This window comes from uncultured Azonexus sp. (assembly GCF_937982035.1).
Classification (GTDB): Bacteria; Pseudomonadota; Gammaproteobacteria; order Burkholderiales; family Rhodocyclaceae; genus Azonexus.
The window spans coordinates 111,668-127,732 of the sequence record NZ_CALJNI010000011.1 but is presented as its reverse complement, the minus strand read 5'-3'; the positions used below and the strand labels follow the sequence as shown (position 1 = coordinate 127,732).

Sequence of the window (16,065 nt, the reverse complement as noted above, 5' to 3'; positions counted from 1 at the left end):
GGCGAAACGTTAGAATGCCGGATTATAGGCGGCTTTGCGAGAATGGGTTTTGCCGGAGAGGAATTGGGATTGGCGGGAAATGGGGATAGCGTGAGTCGTGTTGCTCAGTGCCTGCCGCTGCGCAAGGGCAGTAGAACACCGTCGATCCGTGGCTGGATTCGCTTGCAGAAGTTGTCGTTGCTGGCCGGTCGTGAGTTTGTCCGCTTGTTGCCGCCGGGGTTTCGGCAGCGCTGGCTGGCCCGGCGCTTGAGCTGCGCTGTTGGTGTTGGGGCGGCCTGTGCCGGGTTTTCCTTGCCGGTCTCCTGGGTGCTGACTGCCTTGCCGGTGGGTTTGCAGCTGAATCTGCCGACCCGAGCGCTCGGCGTTCGCTTGCATGACTGGGTAAGCTGTCGTGGGCGTGTGGTCCATACGGCCGATTTTTTCCTCTTCAACGGGGATTGGGCGCCATTGCTGATTGACGCCGAGGCGACACGGACGATGCAGGAAGCGCGTTCGATTTTTGCGGCAGGATTGAATTTCCAGAAGGCCGGGGTATACCGTGAGGATTGTGCGCGTCTGGCCCAGGGGCGTTACTTCCGTCGCAACAAGACTCTGATCGATTCGCGGGCGTTGCTTGATCAGTATTACCACCGCTTCGTCAGTTTGTTCGAGTCGATCGGGCGGCATGGTGTCCTGCCCTTGTCGGACGCTCGCCAACGGGAGCCCGGGTTCGATGCGCCTTCGGCGGTGCGTGACTGGACGGTCAGCCTGGGCGAGCGCGAGATCGGCGTGGCGATTGGCCCCCTGGGGGAGGTTATTGTGCTGCCCGGTGCCAAGCATCGTCTTGCGGTGGCGACGGTACTGGGTATTGAACGGGTCCCCGTTGAGGTTCGGATGGTGCATCGTGACTGGCTGCTCGGATTGCCTGCCGATTACCCTTGGCCGGATCGCCTTCTGGCAGGGGTGGAGGCGCTGGCTGCCGACTACCGTGGGGCGATAGCGTAAATGGTCGATGAAAGAAAGTCCGGCGAGGTCTCGGTGGCGTTGTTGAGCGAGACCGATGATCGTGGTGGCGCCTTCAGGGAGATGGTGGCCCGTGGACGTGGATCGCTGCGCTTTTTTCTCGGTGACCGGGCGTCGCGGCAGGCGGTGTTTGCCGACAAGCTTGTGCCGGAGCGGATACTCGTTGCGCGATTGAACGGTGTGCCGGCCGGGTATCTCGGTTTTCAGTATGGCGGTGCTGGACCTTACGCGCCGGATCTTCGGGCGTTTTGTCGAAGCTTCGGGGTTTTTTCGGGGCTCTGGCGATGCGTGTTGTTCCGGTTTTTCGAGGCGAGGACACGGCATCTCGGGTTTTATGTGTACGGCCTCAAGGTGTCGCGGTGGGCCAGGCGGCGAGGCGTGGCTTCAGCGCTGATGCTGGCGGCCGAGGCGCAGGCGAGGTTGTTGGGGGCAGCTGAGGTTTTTCTTGAAGTGCATCTTGAGAATGCCGGTGCCCGCGAGTTTTATGAAAGTTTGGGTTACGTCCGGGCGCGGCGCCTGAAGCTGGGTCTTCTGAAACCGGCATTCGATGTGTCCGGTTTTGACCGTTTGCGAAAACCTGTTTCTTGAGCATGCCGGGTATGAAACGTCGTTTTCTGTTACTGCAAGGGGTTTGCTCTCCTTTTTTTGCCCGTCTCGGCGATGCATTGCTGGCTGATGGGCATGCCGTTCGCAAGGTCAATTTCAGTGCCGGTGACATGCTCTACTGGGGCGTGCGCAAATCTCGCCTGTTTCGCGGCGAGGCGGACGATCTACGGGATTTTTATGATCGTCTGTACCGGGAAGAGGGGATTACTGACCAGATCCTGTTCGGCGATAGGCGGCCGATCCACAAACCGGCGGTGGCGCACGGCGAGGCGTGCGGGGTGCGTACTCATGTATTCGAGGAAGGCTATTTCCGTCCGCACTGGGTGACGCTGGAACGCGAGGGTGTGAACGGGCATTCCTTGCTGCCGCGCGATCCGGCGTGGTTCTGGCAAGTTGGGGAGCATCTGGCAGAGGCGCCTGAGGTGACGGCGTTCGAGTCGAGTTTCATGTACCGCGCTGCGCATGATGTAGCTTATCGATATGCCAATGCGGCAAACATGTTCTTGTTCCCAAGCTATCCTACGCATTACACCGTGCCGGCGGCGGTGGAATATCTGTCTTTTCTCTGGCGGAAGACTCGAATCCGCCTGGGGGGTAATCGCGCCGGCGAACGCAGGATGGCAGGCTTGTCCCGGAACGTGCCATATTTTATCTTTCCGCTGCAATTGAACAGCGATGCGCAGATCAGAGATCACTCGCCGTTTGAGGATATGGTCGAGGTCATCGATTTCGTGATTGGGTCGTTTGCGGCACATGCGCCGGCAGAAGCCTGCCTGGTCATCAAGAATCATCCCTTGGACATGGGACTGCTGGCCTACGCCCCTGTGATCGAGTCAACCGTGCGACGCTACGGTGTGACGGGGCGGGTGATATTCCTTGAGGGCGGCAACCTGAATGCCATGTTGCGGCATGCGGCCGGTCTCGTCACGGTAAATAGTACAAGCGGTTGTGCGGCGCTGGCGCTGGATTGTCCGACGGTGTGCTTGAGCGATCCCATTTATAATCTGCCCGGTCTGACTTTTCAGGGGGGGCTGGATGCGTTCTGGTGCAATGCTCAAAAGCCCGATGCCGAATTGTTCCGGCGTTTCCAGAAGATTGTGATTTACGCCACGCAACTCAATGGCGGTTTCTATTGCGCCCGTGGGATCGAACTGGCGGTCCGCAATGCCGTGAAGGTGCTGAGTGCCGAGGTGTCTCCGCTGGAATCTTTGCTGGCCCGTCAATGAGAGGCTTTTTTCAGGATGAATGCTGTGGCTATTGAAGTCGATCACGAAATTCCGCGACGCGATATTGATTTTGCGCTGGGCGACAAAAACGATCCCGACTGGTTTGGTGGCGATTCTTATCGCTCGGCGTTCTGCGATGCCTTGTCCGTGTTCTTTCCGCCGGGAGAGCGTTTTTTCATCCGTTCGGTGGCGCATTATCTGCCACAGCTGGAGGCGTATCCGAAGTTGCGCCAGGAAATACGTGGTTTCATGGGGCAGGAGGCTTTGCATACCCGCGAGCATGAAGCCTACAACCAGCGGCTGCGCGAAATGGGCTACCCGGTGGATGGCATGGAGCAGCGGGCGGTCGATGAGCTGGCGATGGTCAAGTCGCCGCTGCATCAACTGGCATTCACCGTGGCGCTGGAGCATCTGACAGCCACGCTGGCGCACATCGTCCTGCGGGATGGTCAGGTTTTTTCCGAAGCACCGGAAGCCTATCGCGAGTTGTGGACCTGGCACTGCCTTGAAGAGATGGAGCACAAGGGCGTGGCCTTCGATGTCTACCGGATCGTGACGGCGGAGATGTCGGGGTGGCAGCGTTACGCCTTGCGCTGCATGGCCTTGTTGCTGGCGACACTGGATATTCATCGCACTCTGGTGATCAACATGCGGGACATTCTCAAGACACGGGGGATTTTTTCCTGGCGGGCAATGTTCCGGATGATCTGGCGTTACGGCGTTTTTTCTCCCGGGTATTACCGGCGGGCCCTGCCTTATTTCGTCAGCTATTTCATCCCGGGGTTCGATCCCTGGAAGGCTGGTAAGGACGATGATGTGGCAAAGCCGTGGCAGCGTCATTTCAATCGCCGGGTCAAGGGGAGTGAGAATGTTTGATGGCTTGTATCGGCGTTTCATCGATGCCGTGGATCGTGGCACGCTGGCGCCGGGGCTGCAGAAGCGACTGTGGCGGTGGTGGTATCAAGCGCTGGCAATGAATTGGCGCGACCGCCAATGGACATTCATGAACTACGGCTGGGTGCCACTTTCCGGTGAGCCTGCCTTTGCCTTATTGCCGGAGGACGAGCCGGATCGCTGCTTCATCGGGCTCTATCGATATTTGGCCGAGCGCGTCGCTCCCGCTGGGATGCGGGTTCTTGAGGTGGGATCGGGTAGGGGGGGCGGCAGTTCCTATTTGTGTCGTTACCATGAGCCATCCGAGGTGGTCGGTGTGGATTATTCGGGTAGCGCGGTACGGCTTGCCACACGTCTGCATGCTGGCGTGAAGGGCTTGAGCTTTGTCGAGGGCGATGCCGAGCGATTGCCCTTCGAGGACAATAGTTTCGATGTGGTGATCAATGTCGAGTCATCGCACTGCTACGCGAACATGAGTGCCTTTCTCGGCGAGGTGCGGCGGGTACTGAAGCCCGGTGGGCGTTTTGGTTGGGTGGATATTCGCGGGGACGGCATGATCGCCGATACCGAGGCGGCGTTTGCGGGCTGTGGCATGCTTCTGGTGGAGGCCGAGGATTTTACGCCGAATGTCGCGCAATCGATGCTTGCCAGTCAGGCGCGCAAGGAGGCATTGATCAGCCGGATGTGGCTGGGCAAGGCAATCGCCCGCGAGTTTGCCGCCACACCGGGATCGACGATCCACCGAGCCTTGCAGCATGGTGGTGCGCGTTATCTGGGGAAAGTATTTCGCAAACCGGAATTGCCGCATGAGTGTCTGACGTGAGTTTGCGTGTGCTGATTACCGGGGCTGCGGGGGCTATCGGCGCTGCACTGGCTCGCGAATATGCGGCGCCCGGTGTTCAGCTTCATCTTCACGCCCGCCGGCTTGATGCCTTGGCAACGCTGGCCGTGGATTGCCGTTCCGCCGGCGCCGAGGTGATTTGTCACGGCCTCGATCTGAGTGACTGCGAAAAGTCGCGCCTTTGGTTCGAAACCTTGCATGCCGAATCTCCGGTTGATCTATTGATCTTGAATGCAGGCGTAAATACCGATATCGGTACCCGCGGCGACGGCGAACCTTGGGACGATGTGCTTGGCTTGATCGACGTCAATATACGTTCGACCATTGCCCTGGCTCATGCGGCGGTGCCCGGAATGCGCAGGCGTGGCAGTGGGCAGATCGTGCTGGTCAGTTCCCTGGCGGCGTATTTCGGCTTGCCGGTGACGCCTTCGTATTGCGCCAGCAAGGCGGCGGTCAAGGCGTATGGCGAGGCTTTGCGCGGCTGGCTGGCGCCGACGGGTATCCGGGTCAATGTCGTCATGCCGGGATATGTCTCGTCACCGATGTGCAATGCGATGCCGGGACCCAAGCCATTTCTCTGGCAACCGGAGAAGGCGGCGCGCTATATCCGCCGTGGCTTGGAAAGAAACCGGGCGAGAATCAGTTTCCCGTTTCCGTTGAATCTCGGTACCTGGTTTCTGGCGGTACTCCCGGCTGGCGTTTCCCAGTGGATCGTGAGCCTACTCGGCTATCGGGGTGACGCTGCCCGATGAGTTGGTTGGCTGGGCTGGTCCTTTCTTTCGCATTGCTTGCCCTCCTACGGCCGGCCATTCCGGCGCCATGGTCGTGGCGGTGGCGGGGCATCCTGCTGCATGGCGGCCTGTGGCTGGTGGTTCATGCGCTGCTGGTGCTGCTGCTTGGCCGTTTGTGGTTTGCCATGGCACTTGGTCTGGCCTTGCTGATGTTGATCGTTCAGGTCAGTAACGCCAAGTACCATGCCTTGCGGGAACCCTTTGTTTTTCAGGACTTCGAGTACTTTACCGATGCCCTTCGCCATCCGCGCCTGTATATCCCGTTTCTTGGCTGGTGGAAATTTCTTGTCATCGTTCTGGTGCTGGCTACTGCGCTGGCGATTGGCCTGTGGCTGGAGCCCGTGGTTGTCGGTGTTCGTCCTGTGGCCGCAGGTGTGCTGGCTTTGGGGGCAATGTTGCTCGTCGTCGCCGCGCGTGGCGGGCAACCGCTGTTTGAACCCTTGGAAGACATGCGTCGAGAGGGTTTGCTGGCCAGTTTGTGGGATTACGGTTGGGCCGAAAGACAGCCCTTGAATGCGCCTGTGGATGTCTGGTCGGCGCTCCAGGTGCCGGAGAACCTTCCCGATCTGGTGGTCGTCCAGAGCGAATCTTTTTTCGATGCCAGACGACTGGGGGCAGGGGTGCGTCGGGATGTACTGGCGACATTCGACGATATCTGTGCCGAGGCAATTTGCTCCGGGCGCTTGCGGGTGCCGGCCTGGGGGGCCAATACGGTTCGCAGCGAGTTTGCCTTTCTCGCTGGGCTAGATGAAGCGGCCTTGGGCGTGCATCGTTTCAATCCTTACCGGTGCATTCTTTCATCTACGACGGAAACGCTGGCTACCCGCCTTCGTGCCGCGGGTTATCGCACGGTTTGCGTGCACCCCTATCCAGCTTCCTTCTATAACCGGCAACGGGTTTTTCCTCATCTGGGTTTCGATGAATTCGTCGATATCGAGGCATTTGCCGATGCCGAGCGGGCTGGGCCGTATGTCTCGGATAAGGCAGTAACAGATAAGGTGATTGAATTGCTCGCTGGCGCCACGCAGCCCCTGTTCATTTTCGTGATCACCATGGAAAACCACGGGCCGCTGCACCTGGAGCGTGTCCAGCCGGATGATCTACCTGCTTTGTACGATATGCCACCGCCTGGAGGGTGCGACGATCTCACCGTATATCTGCGTCATTTGCGCAATGCCGATGCGATGATCGGGCGGTTGCGCGCGGCATTGGTCGAGCATTCCCGTCCTGCCAGATTCTGCTGGTATGGAGACCATGTGCCAATCATGCCATCCGTCTATCGCGTGTTTGGCGATCCGGACGGGCAGACCGAGTATTTCGTCTGGCAGAACCTAAAGGGTGGGTGCCCCGAAAGGCGCCCGTGTACCCTGCACTCGCTGGCCAAAGATTACCTCAACGCAGGTTGAGTTCCTGCAGGATGGTCGCCGAGATTTCCTCAATCGATTTGGTCGATGAATCCAGCCAGCGGATGCCTTCGCGACGCATCATTTTTTCGGCTTCGGCGATTTCGTAGCGGCAGTTCGGCAGCGAGGCGTACTTGCTGCCGGCACGGCGTTCCTCGCGGATCTGGTGCAGGCGTTCGGGCTGGATGGTCAGGCCGAACAGCTTGCTGCGGTGCTTTTCCAGCGTGCCGGGCAGGCGACCCCGGTCGAAATCTTCCGGGATCAGCGGGAAATTCGCCGCCTTGAGACCGAACTGCATGGCCAGGTAGAGCGAGGTCGGCGTCTTGCCGCAACGCGAAACGGCAACCAGGATGACGTCGGATTCTTCGAGGTCGCGGTCGGTGATGCCGTCGTCGTGGGCCAGCGTGTAGTTGATGGCCTCGATCCGCTTCTTGTATTCCGAGCTTTCGGCGGTCCCGTGCGAGCGGCCGACGGTGTGGCTGGATTTGCGGCCGAGTTCGGCCTCGAGCGGGGCGAGGAAGGTTTCGAAGTAGGACAGGCAGAAGGCGTCAGCCTGGTGCACCAGTTCGCCGAGTTCCTGGTTGACCAGGGTGGTGAACACGATGGGACGCATGCCGTCGGCCTCGCCCTGGGCGTTGATCCGGGCGATGGCGTCCTGGGCTTTTTCCAGGCTGTCGAGGAAAGGGATGCGGACCTGCTTGAACTCGACGTCCTCGAACTGGGTCAGCAGGCTGTGGCCGAGGGCTTCGGCGGTCAGGCCGGTGCCGTCGGAGATGAAGAATACGGTGCGTTTGATCGGATTGGGCATGGTCTGGCGATTTTAACCGCTGTTGCGCAATCCGGCAGCGATGCCGTTGATGGTGATGTGGATGCCGCGGGCGACGCGCTCGTCGGTGTCGCCGCCGCGATGGCGCTTGAGGAGCTCGACCTGGAGGTGGTTGAGCGGGTCCATGTAGGGCGCGCGCAGTTGCAGCGAGCGCTTGAGCATGGGGTTGTCGGCGAGGAAATCGTCGCGTTCGAGGATGGCCAGCAGGTGGCGGCGGGTCAGCTGCCATTCGCCGACGATGCGGCTGAAGATGCGCTCGCGCAGTTCGCTGTCGGCGACCAGTTCGGCGTAGCGCGAGGCGATGGCCAGGTCGGTCTTGGCCAGCACCATGTCCATGTTCGACAACAGGCTCTGGAAGAAGGGCCAGGATTTGAGCATGCGGCGCAGCGTGGCGAGGCCGTCCGGGTTGGTGGCAAGGTAGCCGTCGACGGCGGAGCCGAAGCCGTACCAGCCGGGCAGCATCAGCCGGCATTGCGCCCACGAGAAGACCCAGGGAATCGCCCGCAGATCCTCGATGCGTTCGGAGGCCTTGCGCGATGCCGGGCGGCTGCCGATGTTCAACGAGGCGATTTCGGAGACGACCGTCGATTGGCGGAAATAGGTGGTGAAGCCGGGCGTTTCATAGACTAGGCCACGGTAGGCATTGAAGGCGCGCAGCGAGAGATCGTCCATCACGCCGTGGAACTGGCCGGCCGGCTCGACCTTGTTCTCATGGTCGGTCAGGCTGGCTTCCAGCGTCGCCGCGAGCAGCACTTCGAGGTTGCGGCGACCGGTGTCGGGCGTGCCGTACTTGGTCGAGATGACTTCGCCCTGTTCAGTCAGACGGATCTGCCCGGAAACGGCGCCGGCCGGCTGGGCCAGGATGGCGTGGTAGGACGGGCCGCCGCCGCGGCCGACCGAGCCGCCGCGCCCGTGGAACAGGCGCAGGCGAACGCCGTGGCGGGCGAAGGTGTCGGCGAGCAGGATTTCCGCCTTGTACAGTTCCCAGCCCGAGGTCAGGAAACCGCCGTCCTTGTTGCTGTCCGAGTAACCGAGCATGACTTCGTGCTCGTCGCCACGGCCGGCGACCAGCTGGCGGTAGCCGGGAATGGCGAAGAGCTGATCCATGATCGCGGCGCTCTTCTGCAAGTCCTCGATGGTCTCGAACAGCGGGATGATGTTGACGTCGAGGCGCGGCTCGGCGCCCGGGCGCAGCAGCCCGGCTTCCTTGAGCAGCAGGGCCAGTTCGAGCAGGTCGGAGACGCCGTCGGTCTTCGAGATGATGCAGTTGGGCAAGGCCGCCTCGCCGTACTTGGCGCGCAGTTCGCGGGCGGCGAAGAAGATCGCCAGTTCGCCGCGGGTTTCTTCGTCGTAATCGAGCCACGGCGAGTAGAGCGGGCGCGGTGAGGCGATTTCGGCGGTCAGCAGCGCGATCCGCTCGTTTTCCGGCAGCGCTTCGTAATCCGGGCAACGGCCGGCGGCGGCGAGCAAGGCGGCGACGCTGCGGGCGTGCACTTCCGAGTTCTGGCGCAGGTCGATCGGCGCCAGGTGGAAGCCGAATACCTGCACCGCGCGCAGCAGGCGGCGCAGACGGCCACCGGCCAGGCGGCCGCTGCCGTTGAGTTTGAGCGAATTGGCCAGGACCTTGAGTTCGCCGCGCAGTTCGGCCGGCGTGGCGTAGGGTTCGGCGTGGCCGATCTCGTGGCGCACCGGATCGACGTGATCGAGCGCCCGGGCGGTCGCCGCCAGGCGGGCGTAGATGCCCGACAGGGCGCGCCGGTAGGGTTCGTCGATGCGCTGCGGCGACTGGTCGGGCGACAGATCGGCGAGCAGCTTGAGTTCAGGCGTCACCTTGACCAGCAGGTCGGACAGCGGCAGTTCGGCGCCGAGCTCGTGGATTTCGTCGAGGTAGTGATTGAGCGTGGCCGCCGATTGCAGGCGCAGCGCTTCGTTGAGGATGTCGGCGGTGACGAAGGGATTGCCGTCGCGATCGCCGCCGATCCACGAGCCGACGCGGAAGAAGGGGGGCAGCGCCCAGACTTTCTCCGGGTAACGCTTCTGCAATTGCTCGGTCGCCTGGATGTAGAGGCGCGGCAGTTCGCTGAAGAAGGTTTCCTTGAAGTAGCTGATGCCGTTCTTGACCTCGTCGATGACCTTGAGCCGGACCGGGCGCAGCATGCGCGACTGCCACAGCGTCAGGATCGCGTTGGCCAGCGCCAGTTCGTTGTCGGCGGCTTCTTCGGGCGTCAGTTGCTGGCGTTCGCGGCGGTCGAGCAGGCGGGCGATCTCGCGGTGGTTGCGGATCAGGCTCTGACGCTGGACTTCGGTCGGGTGGGCGGTGAGCACCGGGGCGACCAGAGCGTGGGCGAAGAAATCGGCCAGCGCTTCGGGCGAAACCTTGGCGGCAGCCAGCGCGTCCAGGGCAAAGACCAGGCTGCCTTCGCGCGGCGGCGAGCCGGCCAGGTCGTGGGCGCGGCGCCGGCGGACGTGGTGCTCGTCCTCGGCAATGTTGGCCAGTTGCAGGAAGTAGCTGAAGGCGCGGACGACGGCCTGGGTGGTGTCGCGCGGCAACGGGTCGAGCAGGGCGGCGAGTTCGTTGCGGCTGGCCGGGTCGCCGTCGCGGGCAAAGCGGACGGCCGTCTGGCGGACCTGTTCGACGATGTCGAAAATCGCGGCGCCCTCCTGTTCGCGGACGGTGTCGCCGAGCAGCCGGCCGAGCAGGCGGATGTCGTTGCGCAGAGGTTCGTCCTTGTTGTTGTCGAGGGCGGAATCGGTCATGGCAGGTCCAGGCGGGTGAATATGCGGCGATTGTAACGAGTGGCGGGCCCCGCGGTCAGCAAGGGATTTCCAGCGGTCGGCTGCATTTCTCGAGCAGATACGCGATCGAGCGGTAGTCGATGCCGGATTCTGCGGTGAGGCCGATTTCGCAGGTCCGGTTGGTCGATACCCCGCAGGCGCAGCCGCCCGGCAGCGCCGGTTTGAGGTGGCGCAGGGCGTGCCGGTTGAGCTCGGGAACGGCGAAGCCGCGGTCGCCGGCAAAGCCGCAGCAGGTCACGGCAGCCGGCTCGATCACGGTTTCGGCGCAGGCCTTGAGCAGGGCGCGCAGCTTGGCGTCACTGCCGGTCTTGCGTACGCTGCAGTTGATGTGCAGGGCGACCGGCTCGGCCTGGCGGACGATCATCAAGCGTGGCAGCAGCGCGTCATGGGCGAATTCGTGGAAGTCGAAGAGCTGCAGGCGGCCGGCCAGATGTTGCTGCATGCGGGCGGTGCAGGTGCTGGCGTCCATGATCACCGGGTGGCGGCCGTTATCGGAAGCTTTCAGCAGCGCGGCTTCAAGCTGCGCCGACATTGCGTCGGCTTCGATGGCCAGGCCCTTGCTGGCCAGCATCTGACCGCAGCACAGTTTGTCGAAACCGTCCGGCAGGATCGGCGCGTAGCCGGCACGGCGCAGCAGTTCGAGGACGACATCGCCAAGTTGCGGTTCGCCGGCCGCGGTCGGCCCGAAAATGCGCCCGCCGCAGGTCGGGAAATAGACAACCGGGTCACCGCCAGTGTGGATGGCCGCCGGGGCGCGGCCGGCGCGCGGCATTGGCAGCTTCCAGGCGCCGCCGGACAGTTTTGCCAACGTCTTCTGGCCGATTACCGAAGCTGCGGCGTGGCCGAGCGTCAGGCCGGCGCGGGCAGCACCGGCGAGGACGCCGAAATTGCGCCCGGTCCAGGCGTTGACCGCGCGCGCGCCGTCGTTCACCCGGCGCCCGCGCAGGCGCCGGGTGAGGTCGCCGGTGTCGATGCCGACCGGGCAGGCGGTCGAGCACAGGCCGCAGCCGGCGCAGGTGTCGAGGCCCATGTAGGCGTAGTCTTCGGCGATCTTGCCGGCGGCTTCGCCGGCCGCCTCGCGGCGGGCCAGCTCGCGGACGCTGGTGATGCGCTGGCGCGGGCTCAGCGTCAGCCGGTGCGAGGGGCACAGCGGCTCGCAGAAGCCGCATTCGATGCAGCGGTCGATGATGTCTTCGGCCGCCGGCATCGGCTTGAGGTGGGCAAGGTGGGCCTGCGGGTCGGCGTTGAGGATGACGCCCGGGTTGAGCAGCCCGGCCGGGTCGAACAGCGCCTTGATCCGGTGCATCAGCTCGGTCGCCTCGCGTCCCCATTCGAGTTCGACGAAGGGCGCCATGTTACGGCCGGTGCCGTGCTCGGCCTTGAGCGAACCGTCGTACTTGTTGACCACCATGTCGCACAGTTCGTCCATGAAGCGGGCGTAGCGGTCGATCTCGCTCGGTGTGGCGAAATCCTGGGTGATGACGAAGTGCAGGTTGCCTTCGAGCGCATGGCCGAAGATGATCGCCTCGTCGTAGGCGTGCTTCTTGAGCAGCGCCTGCAGGTCGAGGGTGGCGTCGGCGAGCGCGGCAATCGGGAAAGCGACGTCCTCGATCAGCACCGTGGTGCCGGTGCGGCGCATCGCGCCAACCGCCGGGAAAGTGCCTTTACGCACCTTCCAGTACATTTCGCAGGTCGCCGGGTCGGTCGAGAACTGGACCGGCTCGACCGTGGCGACGCCAGCTAGCGCGCCGTGCACGGCGGCGATCTTGTCGGCGACCGCGGCGGCATCGCCGGCCCGCACCTCGATCAGCAGCGCCGCCGCGTCGTCGCCCAGGCTGCGCATCACCGCCGGCAGCCCCGGTTTGTCCTGGACCGAGCGCAGCGCCGGCCGGTCGAGCAATTCGACCGCCGCGACCGGTTGCGTCTTCAGTCGGATGACCGCTTCGCAGGCGCTGCGGATGTCGGGGAAGAAGACCAGCGCCGAGGCCTTGCACGGGTCCTCGACGACAGTCTGGTAGGTGATCCGCGAAATGAAGCCGAGCGTGCCTTCGGAGCCGATCATCAGGTGCGCGAGGATGTCGAAGGGGTCTTCGAAATCGACCAGCGCGTTGAGGCTGTAGCCGGTGGTGTTCTTGATCTTGAACTTCTGGCGGATGCGTTCGGCCAGCCGCGGGTTGGCCCGCGTCGCCTGGCCCAGGCGTTCGAGTTCGCCGAGCAGGACGGCGTGCGACTTGGCGAAGGCGTCGCGACTGAGCGGATCTTCGGTATCGAGCAGGGTGCCGTCGGCGAGCATGACGCGCAGGCCGGCCAGTGTCCGGTAGCTGTTCTGGGCCGTGCCGCAGCACATCCCGGAAGCGTTGTTGGCGGCGATGCCGCCGATCTTGGCGGCACCGATCGAGGCCGGGTCGGGACCGATCTTGCGCCCGAGCGGCGCCAGCCGGCGATTGACCTCGCCGCCGACGATGCCCGGTCCGAGACGGACGCTGCCGCCGTCCGCCGCGATCTCGCAGGTGGCAAAACCCTCGCCGATCAGCGCCAGGATGCCGTCGGAAATCGCCTGTCCGGACAGACTGGTGCCGGCGGCACGGAAGGTGACCGGTACCTGCTGCGCGTGGGCGGTGGCCAGTACGTGGCGGGCCTGGGTTTCGTTCTCGATGATTGCGATGACCTGCGGGATCAGGCGGTAGAAGCTGGCGTCGGTCCCGTAGGCGAGGCGGCGCAGTTCGTCGGTGATGACCTGCGAGGTCGGCAGTTTTTCGCGCAGGGCGGCGGTCAGAAGCTGGCTCATGCTTTGTTGCGTTCCTTGAGTTGGTCGCGCAGGCGCTTCGGCGCCGGCCGCAGGGGTTCGCGGACGGTGGTCCAGGCGCCTTGGCGCGACGGCATCAGCCAGCCGAAACGGCTGCCCAGCCACGAAACGGCGCGGTACAGCGCGGGCGAACGGTAAACCAAGGCCCAGCCGCGCCAGATCGCCGAGATCAGCGACGAATAGCCGGCGCCCTGGCCGCGCATCGCCGGGTTGGCGTGCGGGGCGGAGAAGGCTTCGCTGCGCAGGCGGATCAACAGGTCCGGAATCGGGATTTTCACCGGGCAGACTTCGCCGCAGGCGCCGCACAGCGACGAGGCGGTGGTCAGGCCGGCGGTGGCGTCGAGGCCGAGCATGTGCGGCGAGACGATCTTGCCGATCGGGCCGGGGTAGGTGGTGCCGTAGGCGTGGCCGCCGATGCGCGTATACACCGGGCAGTGGTTCATGCAGGCGCCGCAACGGATGCACTGCAGCGTCTTCCTCAACTGCTCGTCGGCGTAGGCCTGGCTGCGACCGTTGTCGAGCAGCACCAGATGCACTTCCTCGGGGCCGTCCTTCTCGCCGGGTTTGCGCGGCGAGGAAATCATGTTGAAGTAGGTCGAGATGTTCTGACCGGTCGCCGAGCGTGTCAGCAGCGACAGCAGCGGCGGAACGTGTTCGAGCTTCTCGACGATCTTCTCGATGCCGGTGATGGCGATGTGCACGGCCGGCGCGGTGGTGCACATGCGACCGTTGCCTTCGTTCTCGACCAGACACAGCGTGCCGGTTTCGGCGACGGCGAAATTGACGCCGGAGAGGCCGATTTCGGCTTCCTGGAATTTCCGGCGCAGGACGTTGCGGCCGATCTGGATCAGCGCGTCGACGTTGTCGGTGTAATCGACGCCGGGCACCTTTTCATGGAACAGGCGGGCGATTTCCTCCTTGGTCTTGTGGATCGCCGGCATGATGATGTGCGACGGCTTTTCGTTGGCGAGCTGGACGATGTACTCGCCCATGTCCGATTCCAGCGCTTCGATGCCGGCCGCTTCGGCGGCGTGGTTGAGTTCGATTTCCTCGCTGACCATGGACTTGCCCTTGACCATCTTGGTCGCGCCGTGGCCCTGGATGATGCCGAGGATGATCGCGTTGGCTTCATCCGGCGTTTCCGCCCAGTGCACCTTGATGCCGTTGCGGGTCAGGTTGGCTTCGAGGCGTTCGAGCAGGTCGGGCAACTTGGCCAGGTTGTACTGGCGGATCGCTTCGCCGAGGTTGCGCAGGCTTTCCAGTTCCTCGGGGTCGGGGAACTGGGCGGCGCGCTTGCTCATCAGGAAGTCCATCGCGCCACGGAAGCTCTGGCGCAGGAAGGGGTTGTCGACGACCGCCTTGGAACGGGCGCGGAAGCCGTCGGCCGGCTTGAAGTGCAAGGTGTGCTCGCTCATGCTTCCTCTCCCAGTAGCAGGACGATCAGTTCCTTCGGGCCGTGCGCGCCGTAGGCCAGCGTCTGCTGGATGTCGGCGGTTTTCGACGGGCCGGAAACGAGCAGTGCGTTGGTCGGCAGGCCGTTGTTCCAGGCTTCGGCAGTCATCGCCTCGAAGAAGGTGTTGTAGATGTTGGATGCGTCGAGCAGCACGATGTGTACCGGCGGCACCAGCGACATCAGCCGCGGTTCTTTCTCGTTCGGCCACAGGATCAGCGTGCCGGTTTCGGCGATGGCGGCGCGGGCAGCGGTCAGGCTGGCCGGCGTGGCGTTGAACATTTCCGATTTCCAGGCTTCGATGGCCATGTCGTAGACGCTGCATTCGATGCCGCGCGGCGGCAGTTCGTCGAGCGCGGTGTCGCCATGCGCCGTGCCTTCGGCGACCAGCAAGCGGTCGATGCCACGCGCCTTGAGCGCCTGGTGCAGGGTGTCGGCCCAGTTGTCGCGGCTGACCGCATGCACTTCGGCATGGGCGAGTTCGATGAAGTGGCGGAAACGACGGGCCTTGTCGGCCGGGGTTTCGCTGCTGCGATGCGTGGCGTACCAGCTGCCGACGTCGGGCAGGGCGGGGGGCTGTTGAGGCGCGCTACGGTTCAGGCGGGCCAGGATGCGGTCGCGGGCGCTCATTTGGCACCTCCGGTACGGCGCAGCAGGAAAGTGGCGATGTGTTCGCCGGGCAGGGTGGGCGGACGGCCTTCCTGGGCGTCCTTCCAGGCAGCGTGGCCGAGGATGTTCATCAGGCAGCCGCAGTCGGCGCTGACCACGCGCTCGGCGCCGGTGGCCTTGAGCGACTTGACCTTGTCCTCGACCATGGCGCCGGAAATTTCCGGCTGCTTGACCGAGAAGGTGCCGCCGAAACCGCAGCACTCGGATTCGTGGTCCTGCTGGGCGACGGTGACCTGGGCCAGACCGCCGAGCAACTGGCGACCGCTGACATGGACGCCCATCTCGCGGCGCGCCGAGCAGGAGGTGTGGAGGACGACGGTGCAGTCGCTGCCGCAGTCCTGGGGTTTGAAATCGAGGACGTCGACGAGGAAACGGGTGAATTCCCAGACCCGGGCCGACAGCCTTTCGGCCTGCGCCTTGCGCACCGGGTCGGCGGCAAACAGCGTCGGGTAGTGGTGCTTCATCATGCCGGCGCAGGAGCCGGAGGGCACAACAATCGGCCAGTCTTCCGGGAACAGCGTCAACTGATGTGCCGCGACCTGGCGTGCCTCGTCATGGAAGCCGCTGGTGTAGGCCGGTTGGCCGCAGCAGGTCTGGTCTTCCGGGAAGTGCACACGGATGCCTTCGCGTTCGAGCAGGGTGATCGCATCCATGCCGGCGTCCGGGTAGAACTGGTCGACGACGCAGGTGGCGAAGAAATACACATCGGCCGGCTTGCCCGGCGGGGTTTGGGCGATTGTCATCCTCTCTCCGTT

General features: G+C 63.7%; 13 protein-coding genes. 7 read left to right on the top strand and 6 right to left on the bottom strand.

Annotated features, from left to right (window positions below):
• Positions 1-90: 90 nt before the first annotated feature.
• From Q0799_RS09085 to Q0799_RS09055, 7 genes are read left to right on the top strand one after another with little or no spacing between them, the layout of a single operon-like run.
• Positions 91-984 carry a hypothetical protein gene (locus tag Q0799_RS09085; protein ID WP_298397396.1) on the top strand — a complete coding sequence of 298 codons (894 nt, stop codon included), beginning with the start codon at positions 91-93 and terminating at the stop codon, positions 982-984.
• The gene (locus Q0799_RS09080; protein WP_298397394.1) at positions 985-1,590 is read left to right on the top strand and encodes a GNAT family N-acetyltransferase; all 606 of its coding nucleotides are present in this window, start codon (positions 985-987) and stop codon (positions 1,588-1,590) included.
• Positions 1,591-1,601: 11 nt separating this feature from the next.
• On the top strand, positions 1,602-2,834 hold the full coding sequence (locus Q0799_RS09075) for a capsular biosynthesis protein (RefSeq protein WP_298397391.1): 1,233 nt from the start codon (positions 1,602-1,604) through the stop codon (positions 2,832-2,834).
• A 24-nt stretch (positions 2,835-2,858) separates the two neighbouring features.
• Entirely contained in the window at positions 2,859-3,710 is an 852-nt protein-coding gene (locus Q0799_RS09070; RefSeq protein ID WP_298397388.1) for a metal-dependent hydrolase, read from the top strand.
• A complete protein-coding gene (locus Q0799_RS09065; protein WP_298397385.1) occupies positions 3,703-4,551 on the top strand; it encodes a class I SAM-dependent methyltransferase in 849 nt (282 codons plus the stop codon). The genes Q0799_RS09070 and Q0799_RS09065 overlap by 8 nt, the downstream gene beginning before the upstream one ends.
• On the top strand, positions 4,548-5,321 hold the full coding sequence (locus Q0799_RS09060) for an SDR family NAD(P)-dependent oxidoreductase (protein ID WP_298397382.1): 774 nt from the start codon (positions 4,548-4,550) through the stop codon (positions 5,319-5,321). Before Q0799_RS09065 ends, Q0799_RS09060 begins: the two co-directional genes overlap by 4 nt.
• The gene (locus tag Q0799_RS09055) at positions 5,318-6,766 is read left to right on the top strand and encodes an LTA synthase family protein (protein WP_298397380.1); all 1,449 of its coding nucleotides are present in this window, start codon (positions 5,318-5,320) and stop codon (positions 6,764-6,766) included. The genes Q0799_RS09060 and Q0799_RS09055 overlap by 4 nt, the downstream gene beginning before the upstream one ends.
• Here the strand turns inward: Q0799_RS09055 and Q0799_RS09050 are convergent.
• The 6 genes from Q0799_RS09050 to Q0799_RS09025 are packed head-to-tail and all read right to left on the bottom strand — an operon-like array spanning position 6,753 to position 16,053.
• Entirely contained in the window at positions 6,753-7,571 is an 819-nt protein-coding gene (locus Q0799_RS09050) for a pyruvate, water dikinase regulatory protein (protein WP_298397377.1), read from the bottom strand. The two genes, Q0799_RS09055 and Q0799_RS09050, sit on opposite strands and share 14 nt — an antisense overlap.
• A 12-nt stretch (positions 7,572-7,583) precedes the next feature.
• The gene (ppc, locus tag Q0799_RS09045) at positions 7,584-10,346 is read right to left on the bottom strand and encodes a phosphoenolpyruvate carboxylase (protein ID WP_298397374.1); all 2,763 of its coding nucleotides are present in this window, start codon (positions 10,344-10,346) and stop codon (positions 7,584-7,586) included.
• Positions 10,347-10,401: 55 nt separating this feature from the next.
• A complete protein-coding gene (locus tag Q0799_RS09040) occupies positions 10,402-13,173 on the bottom strand; it encodes an FAD-binding and (Fe-S)-binding domain-containing protein (protein ID WP_298397373.1) in 2,772 nt (923 codons plus the stop codon).
• Entirely contained in the window at positions 13,170-14,606 is a 1,437-nt protein-coding gene (locus Q0799_RS09035) for a LutB/LldF family L-lactate oxidation iron-sulfur protein (protein ID WP_298397371.1), read from the bottom strand. Before Q0799_RS09035 ends, Q0799_RS09040 begins: the two co-directional genes overlap by 4 nt.
• Complete coding sequence (locus Q0799_RS09030; RefSeq protein WP_298397368.1) at positions 14,603-15,271, bottom strand: lactate utilization protein; 669 nt, start codon at positions 15,269-15,271, stop codon at positions 14,603-14,605. The genes Q0799_RS09035 and Q0799_RS09030 overlap by 4 nt, the downstream gene beginning before the upstream one ends.
• The gene (locus tag Q0799_RS09025) at positions 15,268-16,053 is read right to left on the bottom strand and encodes a (Fe-S)-binding protein (RefSeq protein ID WP_298397365.1); all 786 of its coding nucleotides are present in this window, start codon (positions 16,051-16,053) and stop codon (positions 15,268-15,270) included. The genes Q0799_RS09030 and Q0799_RS09025 overlap by 4 nt, the downstream gene beginning before the upstream one ends.
• Between the last annotated feature and the right edge of the window lie 12 nt (positions 16,054-16,065).

Excerpts from the sequence above, each read along its gene's own strand:
- Q0799_RS09080 (WP_298397394.1), top strand. The coding sequence starts at position 985 with ATGGTCGATGAAAGAAAGTCCGGCGAGGTCTCGGTGGCGTTGTTGAGC.
- Q0799_RS09075 (WP_298397391.1), top strand. The coding sequence starts at position 1,602 with ATGAAACGTCGTTTTCTGTTACTGCAAGGGGTTTGCTCTCCTTTTTTT.
- Q0799_RS09065 (WP_298397385.1), top strand. The coding sequence starts at position 3,703 with ATGTTTGATGGCTTGTATCGGCGTTTCATCGATGCCGTGGATCGTGGC.
- Q0799_RS09055 (WP_298397380.1), top strand. The coding sequence starts at position 5,318 with ATGAGTTGGTTGGCTGGGCTGGTCCTTTCTTTCGCATTGCTTGCCCTC.
- Q0799_RS09050 (WP_298397377.1), bottom strand. The coding sequence starts at position 7,571 with ATGCCCAATCCGATCAAACGCACCGTATTCTTCATCTCCGACGGCACC.
- ppc (WP_298397374.1), bottom strand. The coding sequence starts at position 10,346 with ATGACCGATTCCGCCCTCGACAACAACAAGGACGAACCTCTGCGCAAC.
- Q0799_RS09040 (WP_298397373.1), bottom strand. The coding sequence starts at position 13,173 with ATGAGCCAGCTTCTGACCGCCGCCCTGCGCGAAAAACTGCCGACCTCG.
- Q0799_RS09035 (WP_298397371.1), bottom strand. The coding sequence starts at position 14,606 with ATGAGCGAGCACACCTTGCACTTCAAGCCGGCCGACGGCTTCCGCGCC.
- Q0799_RS09030 (WP_298397368.1), bottom strand. The coding sequence starts at position 15,271 with ATGAGCGCCCGCGACCGCATCCTGGCCCGCCTGAACCGTAGCGCGCCT.
- Q0799_RS09025 (WP_298397365.1), bottom strand. The coding sequence starts at position 16,053 with ATGACAATCGCCCAAACCCCGCCGGGCAAGCCGGCCGATGTGTATTTC.